A 17,240-nucleotide genomic window follows, 5' to 3' on the forward strand; every position below is an offset into this window, starting at 1 on the left:
GCGTGGGGCATCAAGTCATATTTACTAAATATCTTGACGGCGATGCTCATCTTGGTGACGATATGTGTACTTCATCTTTCATGAAATTTAGTACACCACGCCCTGGAGCCCCCGCCGTGAGCAGCAATGCCCTGGTCCAGCTAGCCCTAACCGCCACTGGCTACAGCCAGAAGGAGCTCAGCCTAAAGCTCGGCGTGTCCCCGACCCAGGTAAGCAAGTGGAAGAAGGGGGACTACATCTCCTTCGAGATGGAGGGGCGACTCCGTGAGTTGGCCCAGATCGGCGACCTAGATCCCGACGTCGTGGTGTCCGCCGGTTCCCTCGAAGCAGCAAAGAAGTGGCAGCGACTGATCGCATTCCTAGCCAACTTTGCGCTCGAAGGCGCCGAAACGGGCTACACCACCGTTCCGCTGCAAGACGAACTTGATCTGTTGATCGGGGCGACGGTCAGCATTTTGAAGGAGATCGGCGCCCCGATCCCACCCGCCTATCCTCGCGACATCGATCTGAATTTCGACGACGCCTGGGAAGACGAAGCCACTGATTGCGCACTTCTAGATGCCATTGAAGCCAATCCTTATTCGCGCACGATTCTGGCGATTTTTAGGGCGCTCAATGACGTCTACGGCTTCTACGCGGCGTACCTGTGCGAGCTCTTCGATCGCGAGGAGCTGGGCCTCATGGAAACTCCCGCCGAGAACATCGAGCCCGGCCTGATCGAGTTGGCGGCGACCAAGGTGGACGTGGACAAGGACTTCGCGCCTCATTTCGGCAGGTTTCGCGCCAAGATTCGCGCCGATTACGAGAAGTGGATCTGCCTGGTCAAAGACAAGGCGTTTCAGGCGGGCGTCCCCCTGAGGGCCGAGTTATTGAATCTGGTGTACGACTCCAGCGATGCGTTGAGCCATAAGGCGGAAGCGGAGAGCCTGGGCTTCAACGCGGGGCGCATTCATCCCGACATCTATATGAACGAGCTGCTGGTCGGCATGCGTGTGATCCACCAGGTGCTGCCGGCCATCCTCAAGAAGCTGGGTATTGATGAGGAATTCAAACTGGACCCATCCGAGCTGAGTCTCGGAGATTTCCCACGGCCCGAGGATGACTAGAGGTGCCACCCGATGCCGCGGAACCTACAGGCGGCTGGAAAAGGCAAATCTGCGGCCCAAGTTTCTTGGCTCAAGCAGCGCACCGGCCCATCTTTTTCGGCAGTCGAACGAAACAGCACAAGTTTTTTAGGCAGAGATGGCTCAAGTTGTCGGTCGATGCGGCTCAAGTTTCAAGGCTGCGAGCACACATGGCGAACCAGCCTAGTCAAGGCCACAGGCAGCCGGAACCACCTTCGACGGGACGCCTTTGATTTCGCATTCTTGGTAGTTACGGATTCCGTTGCGTAGGCTAAAGTCCTGGCACCCAGACTTATTTGCTGGAAATGCTGACCATGGCCGTTGCGAGACTCGGAAGGGTAAAGCGTTGCGTGCCAGTCGCGGGGCGTTGCAACGCCTTAGCAGGCTGTTGCGCGAGATCCAGCAGTCGGGTGTTGCACCTGGCAGGGCGGCTTGTAACGTCCCGGCAGCTCTCGATACTGAGAGATTGCAGTGCCGGCTTGCTTGGAAGCCAAGCTCGCTTCAGTTGATTAGGTCAAGTTATCGAGGGTAGGGAAGGGCGACTGCTTTCGCTCACAAGGGGTCTGTCACTCGTGCTGCAAACAGTGAATCCGAAGCGCAAAGCCGCATGAGCCTGCGCGATACGACACCTGATTTGGACTTGCCATAGTCCATACGACGTGTAGTTGATGCCTGTTTCTCTCAGTACGGTCTGCGAGCCAAGCACTGAGGGAGGGGCTATGCGCCGCGCATATGCAGCTTCATTAACGGTATTTCCTGCGATATTGCTTACGGCATGTTGCAACCAACCAGTAAAGCGAACCCCGCCAACAGTTCCTTTGTCCGAGGTTCTCAGCCTGGCACGGGCTGAATTTCTCGCTATACCGACTTACAGTTTTGTCGCGGCCCCAGGTAGTTCGTCGCAAGATTGTCAAGTCATACTGAGAACTCAGCCGGCAACGCTGACGGTCACGCTAAAGACCACCGGCACTAAAGATGTAAAAGCCGTAGTTGGGGTTGTGGTCGGCGGGCTAGTGAACCTCTCTGACACGTACGATTACAGTCGCGGCGATACTGGTCAAATAAGCGTTAACTGGCAAGCAGACCAAGTCAAAGCGGCAGCCCCGTTGTCGGGCAGTTGGTCTGGCGGACATGGTGGAAATGGCAAGTGGAAGGTGGATCAAGAATCCAGTCCACCAACTCATGCAGCCACAACACTTCCTGAGGACACGACCGATACCAATTTGAATGCGGTTGTAATTCACGCGCTGCGTTCGATGATCATCGCTCAGCACGCAGATCGATGCGTGTATCCGACGAGCATCGAAATCCATCGCGGTTTCGAAGTTGTGGTATCCGACGAGGCGGATATCGGGTCAAAGACCATAATCTGGAACGCCGGCGTGTCCCTGACAGGCAAGGATGACGTCGTGCAGGACTTCGACTTAAAAATTCCGTTTTCGCCAGATTCGCAGACGCTTCAGCAGCAACAACCACCAGGCAAATAAAGGTTGTCGATCCTGGCGCGTGGCTGTGCGCTCATGCCATGGGCCGGCGAGTCCAGGCACACTTTGTAAGCAATACCAAACATTGACGTGTTAAGTATTTTCTATGGTCAATGCTCCGCATGACATAGTGCTTGTCGGTGGCGCGAAGTCCCGGCTTTGGAACGAACACTTGCAACTTGAGAGCCCGATGCCCGCTGCAAGCCTGCCTCCCGCCAGGGCGATTAGCCCGTGTTATCGGAGGTAGAGAACTGGGGCGAGGACCTGGTGTTCATCACTTGGCCTGTGGAGAAGAATGATCAGGTCGTCGACGTTGAACCTGTCACTGCGCGCGATCGTTATCCAGGTCTGTTACTTCAACTTCAGGGGGACGACGAGAAACCGTCTTTCGGACGGCCGTCGACCTGCCGGCATAGATAGTCGGCTTCAAAGTCGGCGGATATCCTGAAGGCGATCATGGCGAGCACGCCTAGGCGCCTTCGCCGGAATCACAGTGTTGACCGGTGATGGCGATGATCCATGCCGCTTCGCGTTTCGATTTCAGGCGCGGCAATCGATTGCCCTCGCCGCCGGTTACCCCGCCAGACCCGCCTGGCGATGGCAGGGCTGAGCAGCGAGGTCGGCGGCATCATCAGGTTGACGACCTTCAGAAACGCGATCGCCAGCGTGCTGTCCTTGGTCGCGGCAAGATGAAGCTTGCCGATATACCAGTTGATGAAGCGCAGCATCGGCGGGCGGGCGCCTTCGACTTGCCGATTGCGGAGGTCGCTGCCTACCGCTATGTCCCATGGAATGTCCACGATCGTCGCGGCCGCCTTGAAGAATCGGCGCGCAAGATCAGTGGAGCCCGCGCGAAGGCACTCTTGCAGGACCTGCGCCTCTAACGCCGCGACCGTCATGCCCTGGCCGTAGATAGGGTTGAAGCTGCAGAAGGCATCACCAAAGACCAGGTAGCTTTCGGGGAAGCGCGCGAGCTTCTCGTAACGCTGTCGCTGGCTGGCGACGTAGCCGTAGCGAGTGAATTCAGTTAAAGGCTCCGCGCGCGCGACAACATCGTGAATCTCGGTGGTTGGCAGCGTTGCCAGAAATGCGAGAAAGCCTTGCTCATCGTCGGGCGCGTCATCGCCAAGAAAACCGCCGGCACTCACGATCCAACTATCGCCCTCCTGCGCAAGCATGGCGCCGTTCCGCCAGTTTGGCTCGCTACCGGCGACGACGACGCCGAGCTTGCCGCCAAGATCCGTTGGCCGACGCCGGTAGGTACGCGTCCTGTAGGAGATGCCGATATGGACCTTATCTTCGACTGGCGCCTGGTAGCCGAGCTTTTCAAGCCACTTCGCGCTGGACGAGCCGCGACCAGTCGCATCGACGACAAGGTCCGCGTTGATCGTCTCTTCCTGCTTGCCCTCGACACATGCGCGCACGCCGGTCACGTCCTGGCTATCGGGGGTGGCGGCAAGACCCCGCACAGCGCAATGTTCCATGGCGCGAACGTTCGGCAACCGCAGAAGCCGTCGGCGCAGGTGGCCTTCGAGCACGGGACGACTCGCAAGCAGTCCGATCAGGTCGCTCTTGCCATTGGCAAGCCTGACGTTGCATCCCATCCAGATCACGTCGTTGACGACATCACCGGTCAACCCACCGCTTTGCGTGACGACCTCGGTGTTATATCCAGGAAAGAACTCTTCGAGTAGCGTGCTTCCGCGCGCAAGCAAGCCGTGGATATGGCGACCCTGTGGGACGCCCTTGCGCGGCGTGTCTGCTGCAGGGAAGGCATCGCGTTCGAGCACGGTGACCGTGGTATAAAAATCCGATAGTGCGCGGGCGGCCAGGAGCCCACCGATGCTGGCACCGATCACGATCGCATGCTCGCCCAGATTCTTCATGGCCATCCTCCCGCTCAAGCGGTCGCGCTGAGTGCAGTAAGCGTCGCCCACACGGAATAATAAGACTGCCTCGTCCCCTGGGCGTCCCCTGGACGCCATCATTGAGGGCCCCTCGCTATGGCTCTGTTCAGCGTGCGGACGCTTAGATTTCCAGAGATCCGTCGGGACGATCGGCAGTGCCCGCTGGCCTTGCGCGAAGGCCTCACTGCCGGTTTACCTGGCCGAAGCGAAGGGCGCAGTCGGGCGTGACGCCCTGGCCACGATGTTGTGGCTGGAAGGCCGCGAAGAGGTTGTACGGGCGCGATTGCGTCGCCCGCTGCGTCGCCTCCAGCTCACGCTCGGCGACGAGGTTTTCACGATCGACCGGCCGACCTGCAGGAGGATACTCAGCTGTTCGAGCAAGCTTGCGACCACGGCGAGTTCGAGCGGGCGAGCCGTCGTTATTTCGGTGACCTTCTCGAGGGTGATTAGGGAGCGTTATCGAGGGTAGGGCGGCTCTTGCTATTCAGGCAAAGGCAGGCGGTGCCGCTCCACTGAAGGAGACGAACTGCAAACGGACCTCCTCTTACAACCCAGACCCGACACCGCCAACAAGCAAGCATAAGAAGTTCCACGCCGCAGACTCACTATTTGAGCGTCAAATCCGCCGCAGTGAGTGATCTACCGTCTCGCGATCGGACCTCCATGCGCGCCAATGGCTTTCCGGTCTTGGCCTCAACAAGTCGTCCGTACGTATCGCCAGGCGAAAAGCATGTCTCGGATCCCCATTGGCGCAGGGCGACGATGACCGTGAGCAGGCCTTCGCCTTTGGTGCGCATCAGGCACCAGAGTGATCTCGGTTGCAGGCCTACTGCATCGCGCCTTTGCTATCTACGCTGAGCCGTCGCCGTGACCCGTGCCCGAAAGACCTGGGCGCTGCACGGAGACTTGCCGCTGGTCGATCGACTGGTTTGGCCCGGCACTCGGGCAGTCCTCCTGGAGATTTCATAATGTTTTCCGTAGATAACACTTCGCGCCCCGGTAACCAGGGCCTCGACGAGCTGGTTCCGTCCCGTTACGCGCTGCGGATCGGCGAGATTGACGTGCTGGTGATCAGCGATGGGGTGCTTTCACTGCCAGCCGCGACATTGGCCACCAATGTCGATTCGGCAGACCTGGCGGCCTGGCTGAACGATGGGCACCAGCCGACGGACGTGTACAAGTGGCCGCTGAACGTGGTCGTGGTGCGTAGCGGCAATCGGACCGTCCTCGTCGACTCTGGGGCAGGGGCGGAATTTCCGGACATCCCGGGAATCGGGCGGTTGGCTTCTCGATTGGACGCCGCAGGCATCGATCCTGCATCTGTGACCGATGTGGTCCTTACTCACCTGCACGTGGACCATGTGGGTGGGTTGCTCGCCGACAGTCTCAGGAATCGGCTGCGTCCGGACGTACCGATCCACCTGGCGGCCGCCGAGGCCGAGTTCTGGGCATCGCCAGATTTCTCGCACAATACGTTTGGCGGGTTTCCGGACGCCCTCCGGTCAGCCGAAGAGCGGTTTGTCGATATGTACCGCAGCCAGCTACGCCCATTCGAAACGGAGTACGAGGTAGCCCCGGGGGTGCTGGTCTGTTGCACCGGCGGCCACACCGCCGGGCATAGTGTGGTCCGCCTGGCATCGGGCGGCGACCGGCTGACCTTCCTCGGCGACGCCGTATTTCCGAACCATTTCGATCACCCTGACTGGCACAACGCTTTCGACCACGACCCTGATGAGGCGGTCCGCGTTCGGAACCACCTTTTGCGAGAGTTGGCAGCGACCGGTGAGCCGGTGGTAGCTGCCCACTTACCGTTTCCGTCCGTCGGCCGGGTGGCGATCGCTGGCGACGCGTTTCGCTTTATACCGGCCGGCTGGGATTACTGAGCGGGTGTCGGCGTGATGGACCCGAAGGGTCCTGCGTTAAGTAGGTGCTGATCCAATCATCGGGCGTTGTCGCAACGGGCTTGTGCCGCGGTGATGGCCAAGCCCCCCGACGAGAGGCGCGCGACGCTGGGCCAGCGCATCTCTGCTGGTGCCGAGTACACGATGAAGAGGATGCTCCCGCGGCGCGAGAAGTTCCTCTCCGCGATGGAAGGCATCGCGCCGCAAGCTAGTGCTTCGGTAACTCAAGGTGGAGGTGGATAGAACCCATCTCCACCAATTCGACGTCAAAGGAAATCCGATCAGTGCCGGACGCCCGGAGACAATCTAGGTATCCGGCAACTTTCGCCAAATGGGTGCCTAACGGGGCGGCCTTCCGTAATGCGTCTGAAGCGGTCAACGATCCGTCAATGCATGGCGAAGCCATGTGAAGCGAGGAGAAGTTACGGTCGCGTGGAAGAAGCGCAGTGTGATTTCACGATATCGCCGTGCCCTGGGTGCCTCCCGCGAATCTCCTTCGAACTAAAAGACGCCTTAGGCAACTCCTAGCCACCTAAGAAGAAGGTGGGCGGCAAGCGACAGCGGTCGGCATACGCGTCATCGACGCCGACACGTTGATCCTGAATGAACTGGCTTACGTGCAGCGCTTGCAAGCCGCCAATGCCTTGCCGTTTCATCTCATCGGCAAGCTCAAACAAGCACACAAGTCTGACCATCACCACCAGTCTCAGCTTTGCCGGGCGGGCCAGCGCGTATGGCGATGCCAAGATAACCACGGCGCTCCTCGACCGGGGTTGCGCGACGCTGCTAAATCCTGGAAACCGGTGACAGCAACTAGCGCTTCAGGAGCCATGTAACCGCTACCGCAAGAGGGGTGCTATACCTCACCTTCACCAAGCATTCGAGCTAACCGCAATCACGTGCCAGTAGTTGACCTTTCGCTGAAGAGTGGGGAACAGTTTTTGCCGGAATGCACGAGCTAGGGTAGGAGTCCGATGTGCGGGGCGTGCTCAATGATGGATAATTCGCTCCATCTTGTGAGCTATCGGAATCGCGGCCTCGTGATTTTTCGGTCATCTTCACGGCGCCGTGACAAATAGGTCCATCACTTCAATGGGGCTGGGTTAGCCAGCGGCTGATTGCTGTGAACGATGCCAATGCCACCTTCCATCGAATTCGGGCCCGCCTGCAGGCCATTGCCTATAGCATCCTGGGCTCGATGGCGGACGCCGAAGACGTCGTACAGGATGTCTGGCTTCGGTGGCATGACACCGAGCAGTCCACCGTCAAGAACGCTGAAGCGTGGCTAGTGACAGTGACCACGCGAGTGGCAATCGACCGTCTCCGCGCATTGAAAGCTCGTCGTGAGCACTATGTCGGCCAATGGCTGCCCGAGCCTGTATTGACGGAAGGCCCTGCAACCCCTGAGCAGATCCAAGAGCGTCACGGCGAAGTCTCGGTGGCACTGCTCTCCATGCTGGAGCGTCTCGCGCCCGAAGCCCGCGCCGCATTTCTCTTGCGCGAAATCTTTGACGAGAGCTACGCCGACATTGCAAACGGGATCGGCAAGAATGAGGCGAGCGTTCGTCAGATAGTGCATCGGGCAAAGTCACAACTGCGAGACGGTCAGCCGCGGTTTACCGTGTCACCGGAGGCGCACGGGCGAATCGTTGAGCGATTCGCACAGGCGCTGTCTCTCGGGCAATTCAAGCTTCTAGGGTCTATCTTGGCCGAAAACGCCGAAATGATCGGCGACGGCGGCGGTATGAAGCCTAGTTTCCCTGAGCCGATGCTTGGCGGCCAGCGGATAGCACAGCTCCTGTACGCAGCTACTCTGAGGTACAAAGGTAACGTTCGGGTCCAGCTGGCATCCATCAATGGCGAGACCAGCGTGCTGCGCTATATCCACGATTCGCTTGAGTCGGTGCAGACGATCGAGACGGACGGCGATCATGTCGTTCGCCTCCTCATTCAGCGCAACCCGGAGAAGCTCGCTCGCGTTGCGTCTAAGCTTGGCGTCCCGTTATTTGCGACCATTGGAAGATGATCACCAGCATGGTCGCTCGCGATCGGCCGCTGACCCAACTGCCGCGACCATCCGATTCGAGGGTCGAAAGACGGACGACGTGGCCCACGCCCTAGCGTGCTGCGGTGACGCTTCCCGCGCAACTCTCGGTCAAGTCCGTTTCAGATAGTGGTCCGATGTGTCGGTGAATATTCTGGATCGGTCCGGCAGGCCACCCAACGCAAATTGATCCCTGATCTGGTCGAATAACGATCGTTATGGAGCGTCTGGCACTGTAAATCGCCAGTATTCGATCTTTGTGATACGCGACAGTACCAAAGGCAAGGCGACGGCTGCTTTATCACCAATGCTAGATAAGAAGATCGATTGCCAGTAGGTGCGCTTAGGTATCTGTCAAATTGCCAGTGGCGCACCAATTTTTCGCTCCATTTTTGTCACAAGTCCCTTATCGTGTGCAGATTGACTCGTCCGTTTCACTGACTTTAACCACGTCGCGAAAGCGTGGCGACCATGATCACCTTCCGCCGCATTTTCCGCATGCCTTTGAACCCGTGCATCTAGCGCTTCGCTCGCCGTGGCGAAACGGTGCATAGTCCTCCGTCAGGTGTCGTCATCGAAAAAGAAAGACTCGAGACTTTTTCCGACGGTGTCTTCGCCGTCGTGATAACGGTCATGGCGCTCGATTTGAAAGTTCCTTCGGCGCCGACGTGGGGATCGCTCCTGGAAGAAGGAGGCGTATTCCTGAGTTATGGCATCAACTTCCTCTATGTGGGCTTTTACTGGAACAACCATCACCACGTTCTCACGTTGATCAGGCGCATCAACGGCACGGTGATGTGGTCCAATCTCCTGTTTCTCTGCTGCTTGTCGCTGTTCCCATTCTCCATTGCTTGGCTAAACAAGGCCACGCCGAGACCCGCATGCGTCCCAACGGTCTTCTACGGTCTCACCTTGTTGTTAACGATGCTTTCATGGAAGTTCCTCTCTTGCGCCCTGGTCAACGCCAATGGTGGTACGCAGTCGGACCTTCAGAAGACTCTTGGATTCTGTCGGAAGACGAAGCTTTCTATCTGCGCTCACGTCGTAGCGATCGTGCTTGCTTTTCGTTGGCCGGGCATGTCCTGCGGCCTATACGCGGCGGTGGCGGGAATGTGGTTTGTGCCGGAAAGCTCGAGTCGAGCAAAGAGCGGGGGATAGGAAGGGCCCTGGAGACCATCGCACGGTTTGACCCGATGTGGTTGATCAGGGGTGCCGCGAATCCATGTCACAAATCCATTGGCTGATACGACTAGGTCGCACGGGGTAGCCGGTTTTGGCCTTACTGCGCGCCGTCACCCGCATTTCAGGCAGGAAATCAGCAGGTATGTCCCATATGACTCTCGATCTTCACGACAGGCCACATAGCGACGCGACGGATTCGTTGGCGTCCAGCTTTACAGCCAGCTACACCGGTGTCGTTGCATTCATCGCCGTGGTCGCAGAAGGCAGCTTCGCCCGTGCGGCCGACCGCTTGGGAATTTGCCGCTCCGCGGTCAGCCGGAATGTCCAGAAGCTTGAGGACCAACTCAACGCGAGACTCTTTCTCCGAACGACACGAAGTACCTCCCTGACAAGGGAGGGTGAGCTCTTTTATGAAAACTGTCACCCCGGCGTCCAGCGCATCGTGCAGGCCCTCGAAGACATGCGAGAGCTGCGGGCCGGTCCGCCGCGAGGTCATCTGCGGATTAGTGCTTCAATGGGTTTTGGCCGTCAGATCCTGGCACCACTGTTAGCGGACTTCTGCGCCCGCTATCCGGAGATATCGCTTGATTTGCAGCTGGATGACCGACCCGCAGACTTCATCATGGACCGCGTTGATGTCGCCATTAGAGACGGGTTGCTCGAGGACAGCCGGATAATCGCCAAGCGCCTGGTTCCCATGCAATTGCTAGTCTGTGCATCCCCAGCATATATCCGCCGATACGGTGCGCCACAAAGCGTTGATGATCTTGCGAAGCACATCTGCATCAACCTTCGGAACTCGTCAGGGAGAGTTGCCGATTGGGAATTCAAGATCGATGGCCAACGTCGCAAGATCTCGCCGCCGTCGATATGCACGTTCAATGATGTGGGCCTTGTGCACCAAAGTGTGCGGGATGGCTTCGGCATCGCGCAGCTCGCTGGTTATCAAGTGGCCAGTGACTTGCGTGATGGTCAGCTCGTGCCGTGCCTGGAATCACAGGCGCCCGATGATCGTGGTCATTACTTGTGCTATCAGAGCAGGCGGCATCTGCCTGCCCGAATTCGGGTGTTCATTGACTATGTCACAGAGGCAGTTCGCGCATTGGACCTAAAATATGTGGTGGGTAATTCAGTGCCTTCACTGGCTGCAAACGAATCGATTCACACCCTCGAACCGAGCCGCGAACACATCGTTAACTCCCGCATCCTCGATGCGCTCGATTGATGTCTTGCCGGCAACGCAGTGAGTCAACGCCGGCACCAACGAGCGCGGCACATCGACATCGGCAATCGCTAAAGCGGCCGATGGGATCGGGTGTCTGCCCTAAGTCACATCGATGAAGCCACCGGAACGGTGATAAACGCGATGACTTCAGTGTAAGTCGCTGAGAAACTTAATGCGATGGGTTCACTACTCGCCGAGTGGACGTGACCAGGGCGAGATGGGGCATTGGTCGTCTATTTATTGAATATCGGTTTCGTGTCGGCCACCGAGAGTGGATTGGATTCAAACTGCAGGTAGCCCGTTCCAAGTAGACGATTCGGTTACTCCGCTTGTGACACGATCGGCGAATTGTTGCGCACGCAGCAACACGGTGAAGCCTTCAAGGGAACTACTGGGAGCGAGGGAAGCATTTTATGCTTGCGCAGCTACGCCCTTCAGCGTGTGGCGGGCACCTCAGCCATCCTGAGGCATATTCACGCGCCTACCGAGGATTCAAGCCATGTCCCAGCGGATTGACTATTTTAAGAAATCCCCCGAGCTCTTCAACAAGTTGGTCGCCTTCAGCACTCAGGCGAGCCAGTCCAGCGTCGAAAAGTCCATATGCCATCTCGTCGAAATTCGTGCATCGCAAATCAACGGCTGCACTTTCTGTCTTGACATGCATCTCAAGCAAACTGTGATTGATGGCGAACGACCGTTGCGCCTGTTTCACTTGCCGGCTTGGTATGAATCCACACTGTTTAGCCCCCGTGAACGCGCCGCACTGGCGTGGACCGAGGTGTTGACCCAGCTGCCGTATGATGGCGTTCCCGACGACGTTTACGAGCACGTACGCGAGCAGTTCTCTGAGCAAGAACTTGTCGATCTCACCTACGCAGTCATGGCGATCAACGCGTGGAACCGCATCAACGTCGCCTTCAGGCCAGTCCCTGGCGGACTCGATAAGGCGTATGGACTCGACAAGGCCGGATTGACCTGACTTTGCTCTGACGCGGCTCTGCCGCGTCAGCTGTCTGTGCGACTCTGCGGCTGCCATGTGGCGCCGCACTAAAGGAAATGCGCATGCGTACATTGAAAGCATTTGTACTGCTCGGCCTGCTGGGCTCCGGAGTTGCTGTTGCCCATGCCACTGCGCCGGCGTCTACTGGAGCGGCACCTCCCCAGGCCAAGGTGGCGGAGCTGATGACCAAAGCCCTGAAAGACTATCCCGGCAAGGAAGCCCTGATGCTCACCGTCGTGTATCCGCCGGGTGCTGTCGATCCGGTGCATCGCCACAACGCCCATGCGTTCGTCTACGTGCTCGAGGGCTCCATCGTGATGAGCCTCAATGGGGGCAAGGAAGTGACGCTGACGCCGGGGCAAACCTTCTATGAAGGCCCCGATGATGTCCACACGGTCGGTCGCAACGCAAGCCGCTCGAAACCAGCCAAGTTCGTGGTTCTTCTTCTGAAGAACCAGAATGAACCCGTGTTGCGGGTTGTGCCCTGAGCTCCAACTTCACTGCCTCTGGTCAGCCGCCGCATCGAGAGCGGCGTGCCAGAGGAGGGCTCGCGCTGCAAGCGACGTGGCCAGGGTAGTCGGCGGGGCGTTGCATTTGCACCGAGTCTAAGCCGTTCGGACCATGGAAGCCGCAATAGTCGATCGAACGGCCGGCACATTAGAGAAACGCTAAAGGAGCGTGCCATGAGCGGCTGCTGTGCTCATGCAGCCCCGGTCGAGAGCGGAACGGCATTGGCCGAGCGCGTTTACAACCATGCCGCCGGCGAAGTCGCGTATTTGCTTCCATCTTGATCCCATGGCTTCCAACTCAGGCCTTTCCACGAAATGGCGCCGGTAGTCGCATAGATCGGCGACATGACCTCGCCATGCGAGTCGCCGGATACAAGAGGCGATATTTTCTTCCTTCTACTTCGTGTTGACGCCCGGTTCCCGGGGCATTGAGCGATGCATCCCACGCCATGGGCATGCTTCGCCCAAGCTCGGTTTTGGAGGAGGCCGGGTCGTTCGAATCGGTCACGGAGATACTGGGCGGGCTTATCCGTCGCGGCAAGCCTTATTCACGAGGGGCATACCTGGCAGGCTCGGTCAGATTGCCAGTACTTCACAAGCCCTGGCGGCTACCGAATGTCATGCAGCCATTCCGGCGAGCTTCATCAGCATGCGCATCGCGAGCGCCACAGTGCCCAGCGCCAATACGCTGCATAACCAGATGAGAATGAGCCAGCCGACACGATGAGGGAGGGTCTGGTTTTTGCCTGCGTGGGACGCGCGCTCCATTAATGATAGCCATCGCCAACGCGGACTTTTCCACGGAAGACGTAATACGACCAAGCGGAGTAACCAAGGATCATGGGGATGATAAGCAGCGCGCCAACCAGGGTGAAGCCCAGGCTTTGGGTAGGTGCGGCGACCTCCCAGATCGAGATGGAAGGGGGAATGATATTCGGCCAGATACTTATGACGAGGCCCGAGTACCCTAGGAAAATCAGAACCAGTGACCACAGAAACGGGCCCGCATGAGGGTCGTTCTTCAGCATGCGGAGAATGAAGGCCGTGGCCATGACGACGAGGACTGGGACGGGCGTGAAGAACCAGAGGTTGGGCAGCTTGAACCATCGATGCGCGATGGCTGGATGAGCAAGCGGCGTCCACAGGGCAACGATCACGATGGCGGCCAGGACGGCCATAGTGATGGGGCGAGCGATGTGGATCATGCTGAGCTGGAGTGCGCCCTCCGTCTTCAGGATGAGCCACGTTACTCCGAGCAGGGCATATGCGATAACCACACCGATGCCCGTGAAGATTGGGAACGGCCTCATCCAAGACATGACCCCGTCGGCACTGGCGCCATCGACGACGTGTACGCCATCGATGAAAGCGCCGAGCACAACGCCCTGAAAGAAGGCTGCCGTAAAGGATCCAGCTATGAATGCCTTGTCCCAGAACGGCCTATGCGTATCGTCTGCCTTGAACCGAAATTCGAACGAGACCCCGCGCCAGATGAGTCCCGCGAGCATCAGAAGTAGCGGGACATAAAACGCACTGAGCAAGATGCCATAGGCCTTGGGAAAGGCAGCCATGAGGCCAGAGCCCCCCAGTACAAGCCAGGTTTCATTGCCATCCCAAACCGGAGCCACTGTGTTGACCATCGTGTCGCGGTGGTCACGCTCGCGGATGAAGAGGAATAGGATTCCGATGCCGAGATCGAACCCATCCATGATCACATACATCATGACCCCGAATCCGATGATTAGTAGCCACAAAAGAGGCAGATCGATACCCATGTCTCGTCTCCAGGACTATTGCTTCCGCTCAGCGGAATTCGAGGGCCCCACGGCTGCGGACAAAGGGCGTGATGGCCTTTGATTCAAGGAATCGCCTTCGGCGACGTCATGCTCCCTCGGGCCTTGCTGGACGAGTTTGAACATATAGGTGATGCCAGTGCCGAAAACGACCGTGTACATCACCATCAGCACGAGGAGTGCGACGGATAGTGTCAGCACGGAGTGATTGGACACCGCATCCTTGGTTCGCATGAGTCCGTAGACGACCCATGGTTGGCGACCGATCTCCGTGGTGAACCAGCCTGCCAGCATGGCGATGAGTCCGGCGGGGCCCATGAGCAGCGTGAAGTGAGCCAATATTCGCGACTCATACATGGTTCCTCGCCAACGCGTATAGGCACCCAGCATCGCAAGGAAAACCGTCAGGACGCCGAGTCCGACCATGACGCGGAAGCTCCAGAAGAGAATAGCGGCGTTGGGCCTGTCCTCGCGGGGAAATTCTTTAAGGCCCTGGATTGTGCCGCTCCACGTGTGGGTGAGGATAAGGCTGCCGAGGTGGGGCACTCCTACCCCATAGTCCGTCCGCTCCTCTCCCATGTTCGGTAGACCGAAGAGCAGCAGAGGTACGCCTTTCCCGTTGGCTATGTTGTCCCAGTGACCTTCGATAGCTGCGATCTTGGCAGGCTGATGCTTTAGCGTATTGAGACCATGGGCATCGCCAATGAGGATCTGGATGGGGGCAGCAAACAACAGCATCCACATGGCCATGGAAAACATCTTCTTGATCGCCGGCCGGCGATCTCCCTTGAGAATATGCCAGGCGCCCGAAGCGCCGACGAAGAGGGCTGTGGCGATCATGGCGGCCATGCACATGTGCGCGAGACGGTATGGGAAGGAAGGGTTGAAGATGACAGCGACCCAGTCCACCGGGACGACCACGCCGTCAACAATGCTGTAGCCCTGCGGGGTCTGCATCCAGCTATTGGATGCCAGGATCCATGTCGCGGAAAGTAACGTTCCGATCGCGACCATGATGCTCGAAAAAAAATGGAGATTTCGGCCTACCCTCTTCCATCCGAAGAGCATCACGCCGAGAAAACCCGCCTCCAAGAAAAAGGCGGTGAGCACTTCGTAGGCCAGCAAAGGGCCGGTGACGCTCCCGGCAAATGACGAATAGCGGCTCCAGTTGGTGCCGAACTCGTAGGCCATCACCAGGCCGGAGACGACGCCCATGGCGAAATTCACGGCAAATATTTTCGACCAGAACAGGTACAGGTCCTTGTAGATGTCTTGCTTCTTCCACAGCCACACCCCCTCCAGCACGGCCAGGTAGCTCGCCAGGCCGATGGTGATGGCTGGAAAGATGATGTGAAAGGCAACAGTGAATCCAAATTGGATTCGTGCGAGCTCTAGGGCCGTGAAGGGAAGCATGACTGGATCTGAATTTCTCGAGGTGGCCTTCTAAAAAGGACGCGGGATTTGGCGATCGAGTCGACGTGTGTCGATCGGCGATGTCACGACCACCGTCCCATGGTGATCTGCGATGCTCCGAAGAGGCACTAGCCTGCCTGTCCCAACTTGGCAATTGCGTCAGCGACACCTTTCCCATAGGCCGGATCCGCCAGGGTGCAGTTGGCAATGTGTCGATCAATGACGTCCTGAGACACACCCTTGATTGATCGGGCTGAGTTCTCGAACAGCATTTGCCGTTGCCCGGGCGTCATCATGCGGAAGAGATCGCCAGGCTGAGAGAAATAGTCGGTGTCCTCACGATGATTCCATCGCGACGCTGTTCCCTCAATGTTGAGGGGAAGATCTGCGTAGGTGGGTTGAGCCTGCAGTTCGCCGCGACTATTTGGTTCATAGCTGGTCGACCCGCCGCCATTGCCGTCGACGCGCATGGCGCCATCCCGGTGATAACTGGAGAACGGGCACTTCGGTGCATTGACGGGAATCTGCGAGTAGTTCACGCCAAGGCGATAACGCTGGGTGTCGCCGTAGGAGAAGAGGCGGCCGTGCAACATTTTGTCCGGTGAGAAACCTATACCCGGAACGATCACCGCTGGGCTGAACGCCGCTTGTTCCACGTCCGCAAAGAAATTATCCGGGTTGCGATTCAGCTCGAACTCGCCTACCTCGATCAACGGATAGTCCCTGTGGGGCCAGACTTTCGTCAAATCAAAGGGATTGATGTGATAGCTATTAGCTTCAGCTTCGGGCATGACCTGGACGTAAAGCGTCCACCTGGGGAATTCGCCGCGTTCAATGGCCTCGTACAAATCACGTTGATTGCTCTCCCGGTCCGAGCCAACCAACGCCGCCGCCTCCTGGTCGGTCAGGTTCTGGATGCCTTGCTGAGTCTTGAAGGTGAACTTGACCCAGAATCGTTCATTCTCCGTGTTTATGAAGCTGTAGGTATGACTGCCAAACCCGTGCATGTGACGAAAGCTGCGCGGTATTCCTCGATCGCTCATGACGATTGTCACTTGGTGTAACGCCTCTGGAAGTAACGTCCAGTAATCCCAGTTATTTTGGGCGCTACGCATACCGGTGCGGGGATCTCGTTTTACGGCATGATTGAGGTCGGGAAACTTAAGCGGATCTCGAATGAAGAACACGGGTGTGTTGTTTCCCACCAGATCCCAATTGCCCTCTTCGGTATAGAACTTCAGGGCAAATCCACGGATGTCGCGTTCCGCATCCGCTGCGCCTCGTTCACCTGCCACGGTGGAAAACCGCGCAAACATCTCCGTCCTCTTTCCGAGGCAAGAGAAGACCTTTGCTTTCGTGAAACGAGTAATGTCATGTGTGACGGTGAACGTGCCAAAGGCGCCAGCGCCCTTTGCGTGCATGCGGCGTTCTGGAATCACCTCGCGATCGAAATGCGCGATCTTCTCAAGAAACCAGACGTCTTGGAGAAGCGCCGGTCCGCGTGGTCCGGCGGTCATCGTGTTGTTGTCGTCAGCGACTGGTGCGCCGAAAGACGTCGTAAGCTTGCTCATGGTGTCACCTTGGTGGGAGGCGATGAACATCCTGACCTTAGGCACCTGTTCGTTGTAGGCCCCCGCGAAGCGTTACTGTGTTTCCAT

At 58.0% G+C, this 17,240-nt stretch carries 14 protein-coding genes; 8 read left to right on the plus strand and 6 right to left on the minus strand.

Annotation, left to right across the window (positions count from 1 at the left end):
* The first annotated feature begins 116 nt into the window (after positions 1-116).
* Positions 117-1,106, plus strand: a complete 990-nt coding sequence (locus OUZ30_RS09965) for a helix-turn-helix domain-containing protein (protein WP_266182092.1) — start codon at positions 117-119, stop codon at positions 1,104-1,106.
* Between the two features lie 737 nt (positions 1,107-1,843).
* A complete protein-coding gene (locus OUZ30_RS09970; RefSeq protein WP_266182093.1) occupies positions 1,844-2,611 on the plus strand; it encodes a hypothetical protein in 768 nt (255 codons plus the stop codon).
* A gap of 485 nt (positions 2,612-3,096) precedes the next feature.
* Here the strand turns inward: OUZ30_RS09970 and OUZ30_RS09975 are convergent, their stop codons facing one another.
* On the minus strand, positions 3,097-4,494 hold the full coding sequence (locus tag OUZ30_RS09975) for an NAD(P)/FAD-dependent oxidoreductase (RefSeq protein ID WP_266182094.1): 1,398 nt from the start codon (positions 4,492-4,494) through the stop codon (positions 3,097-3,099).
* Positions 4,495-5,483: 989 nt separating this feature from the next.
* Here OUZ30_RS09975 and OUZ30_RS09980 point away from each other — a divergent pair.
* A complete protein-coding gene (locus OUZ30_RS09980; RefSeq protein WP_266182095.1) occupies positions 5,484-6,398 on the plus strand; it encodes an MBL fold metallo-hydrolase in 915 nt (304 codons plus the stop codon).
* A gap of 542 nt (positions 6,399-6,940) precedes the next feature.
* On the opposite strand, the gene OUZ30_RS09985 is transcribed toward OUZ30_RS09980, so the two are convergent.
* Positions 6,941-7,171: a hypothetical protein gene (locus tag OUZ30_RS09985; protein WP_266182096.1), complete on the minus strand. Its 231-nt coding sequence runs from the start codon at positions 7,169-7,171 to the stop codon at positions 6,941-6,943.
* Positions 7,172-7,539: 368 nt separating this feature from the next.
* Here OUZ30_RS09985 and OUZ30_RS09990 point away from each other — a divergent pair, with 368 nt between their 5' ends.
* The 5 genes from OUZ30_RS09990 (at position 7,540) to OUZ30_RS10010 (ending at position 12,355) form a co-directional block, all read left to right on the plus strand.
* Positions 7,540-8,442 carry an RNA polymerase sigma-70 factor gene (locus OUZ30_RS09990; RefSeq protein ID WP_266182097.1) on the plus strand — a complete coding sequence of 301 codons (903 nt, stop codon included), beginning with the start codon at positions 7,540-7,542 and terminating at the stop codon, positions 8,440-8,442.
* 564 nt (positions 8,443-9,006) lie between these two features.
* Complete coding sequence (locus OUZ30_RS09995; protein ID WP_266182098.1) at positions 9,007-9,618, plus strand: TMEM175 family protein; 612 nt, start codon at positions 9,007-9,009, stop codon at positions 9,616-9,618.
* A 175-nt stretch (positions 9,619-9,793) separates the two neighbouring features.
* Entirely contained in the window at positions 9,794-10,867 is a 1,074-nt protein-coding gene (locus OUZ30_RS10000; RefSeq protein ID WP_266182099.1) for a LysR family transcriptional regulator, read from the plus strand.
* A 499-nt stretch (positions 10,868-11,366) separates the two neighbouring features.
* Positions 11,367-11,846, plus strand: a complete 480-nt coding sequence (locus OUZ30_RS10005) for a carboxymuconolactone decarboxylase family protein (protein ID WP_266182100.1) — start codon at positions 11,367-11,369, stop codon at positions 11,844-11,846.
* An 83-nt stretch (positions 11,847-11,929) separates the two neighbouring features.
* Positions 11,930-12,355: a cupin domain-containing protein gene (locus tag OUZ30_RS10010; RefSeq protein WP_266182101.1), complete on the plus strand. Its 426-nt coding sequence runs from the start codon at positions 11,930-11,932 to the stop codon at positions 12,353-12,355.
* A gap of 639 nt (positions 12,356-12,994) precedes the next feature.
* Here OUZ30_RS10010 and OUZ30_RS10015 read toward each other — a convergent pair.
* The 4 genes from OUZ30_RS10015 to OUZ30_RS10030 all read right to left on the minus strand — a co-directional run bounded on the left by OUZ30_RS10015 (position 12,995) and on the right by OUZ30_RS10030 (position 17,183).
* Entirely contained in the window at positions 12,995-13,144 is a 150-nt protein-coding gene (locus OUZ30_RS10015) for a DUF2474 domain-containing protein (protein WP_266182102.1), read from the minus strand.
* The gene (gene cydB, locus OUZ30_RS10020; protein WP_266182104.1) at positions 13,144-14,151 is read right to left on the minus strand and encodes a cytochrome d ubiquinol oxidase subunit II; all 1,008 of its coding nucleotides are present in this window, start codon (positions 14,149-14,151) and stop codon (positions 13,144-13,146) included. The genes OUZ30_RS10015 and cydB overlap by 1 nt, the downstream gene beginning before the upstream one ends.
* Before the next feature lie 15 nt (positions 14,152-14,166).
* Positions 14,167-15,582 carry a cytochrome ubiquinol oxidase subunit I gene (locus OUZ30_RS10025; RefSeq protein ID WP_266182105.1) on the minus strand — a complete coding sequence of 472 codons (1,416 nt, stop codon included), beginning with the start codon at positions 15,580-15,582 and terminating at the stop codon, positions 14,167-14,169.
* A gap of 128 nt (positions 15,583-15,710) precedes the next feature.
* Positions 15,711-17,183, minus strand: coding sequence for a catalase (locus OUZ30_RS10030; protein WP_283255889.1), 1,473 nt, complete (start codon positions 17,181-17,183; stop codon positions 15,711-15,713).
* Between the last annotated feature and the right edge of the window lie 57 nt (positions 17,184-17,240).

Origin of the sequence: Dyella humicola (assembly GCF_026283945.1) — a bacterium.
GTDB lineage: Bacteria > Pseudomonadota > Gammaproteobacteria > Xanthomonadales > Rhodanobacteraceae > Dyella > Dyella humicola.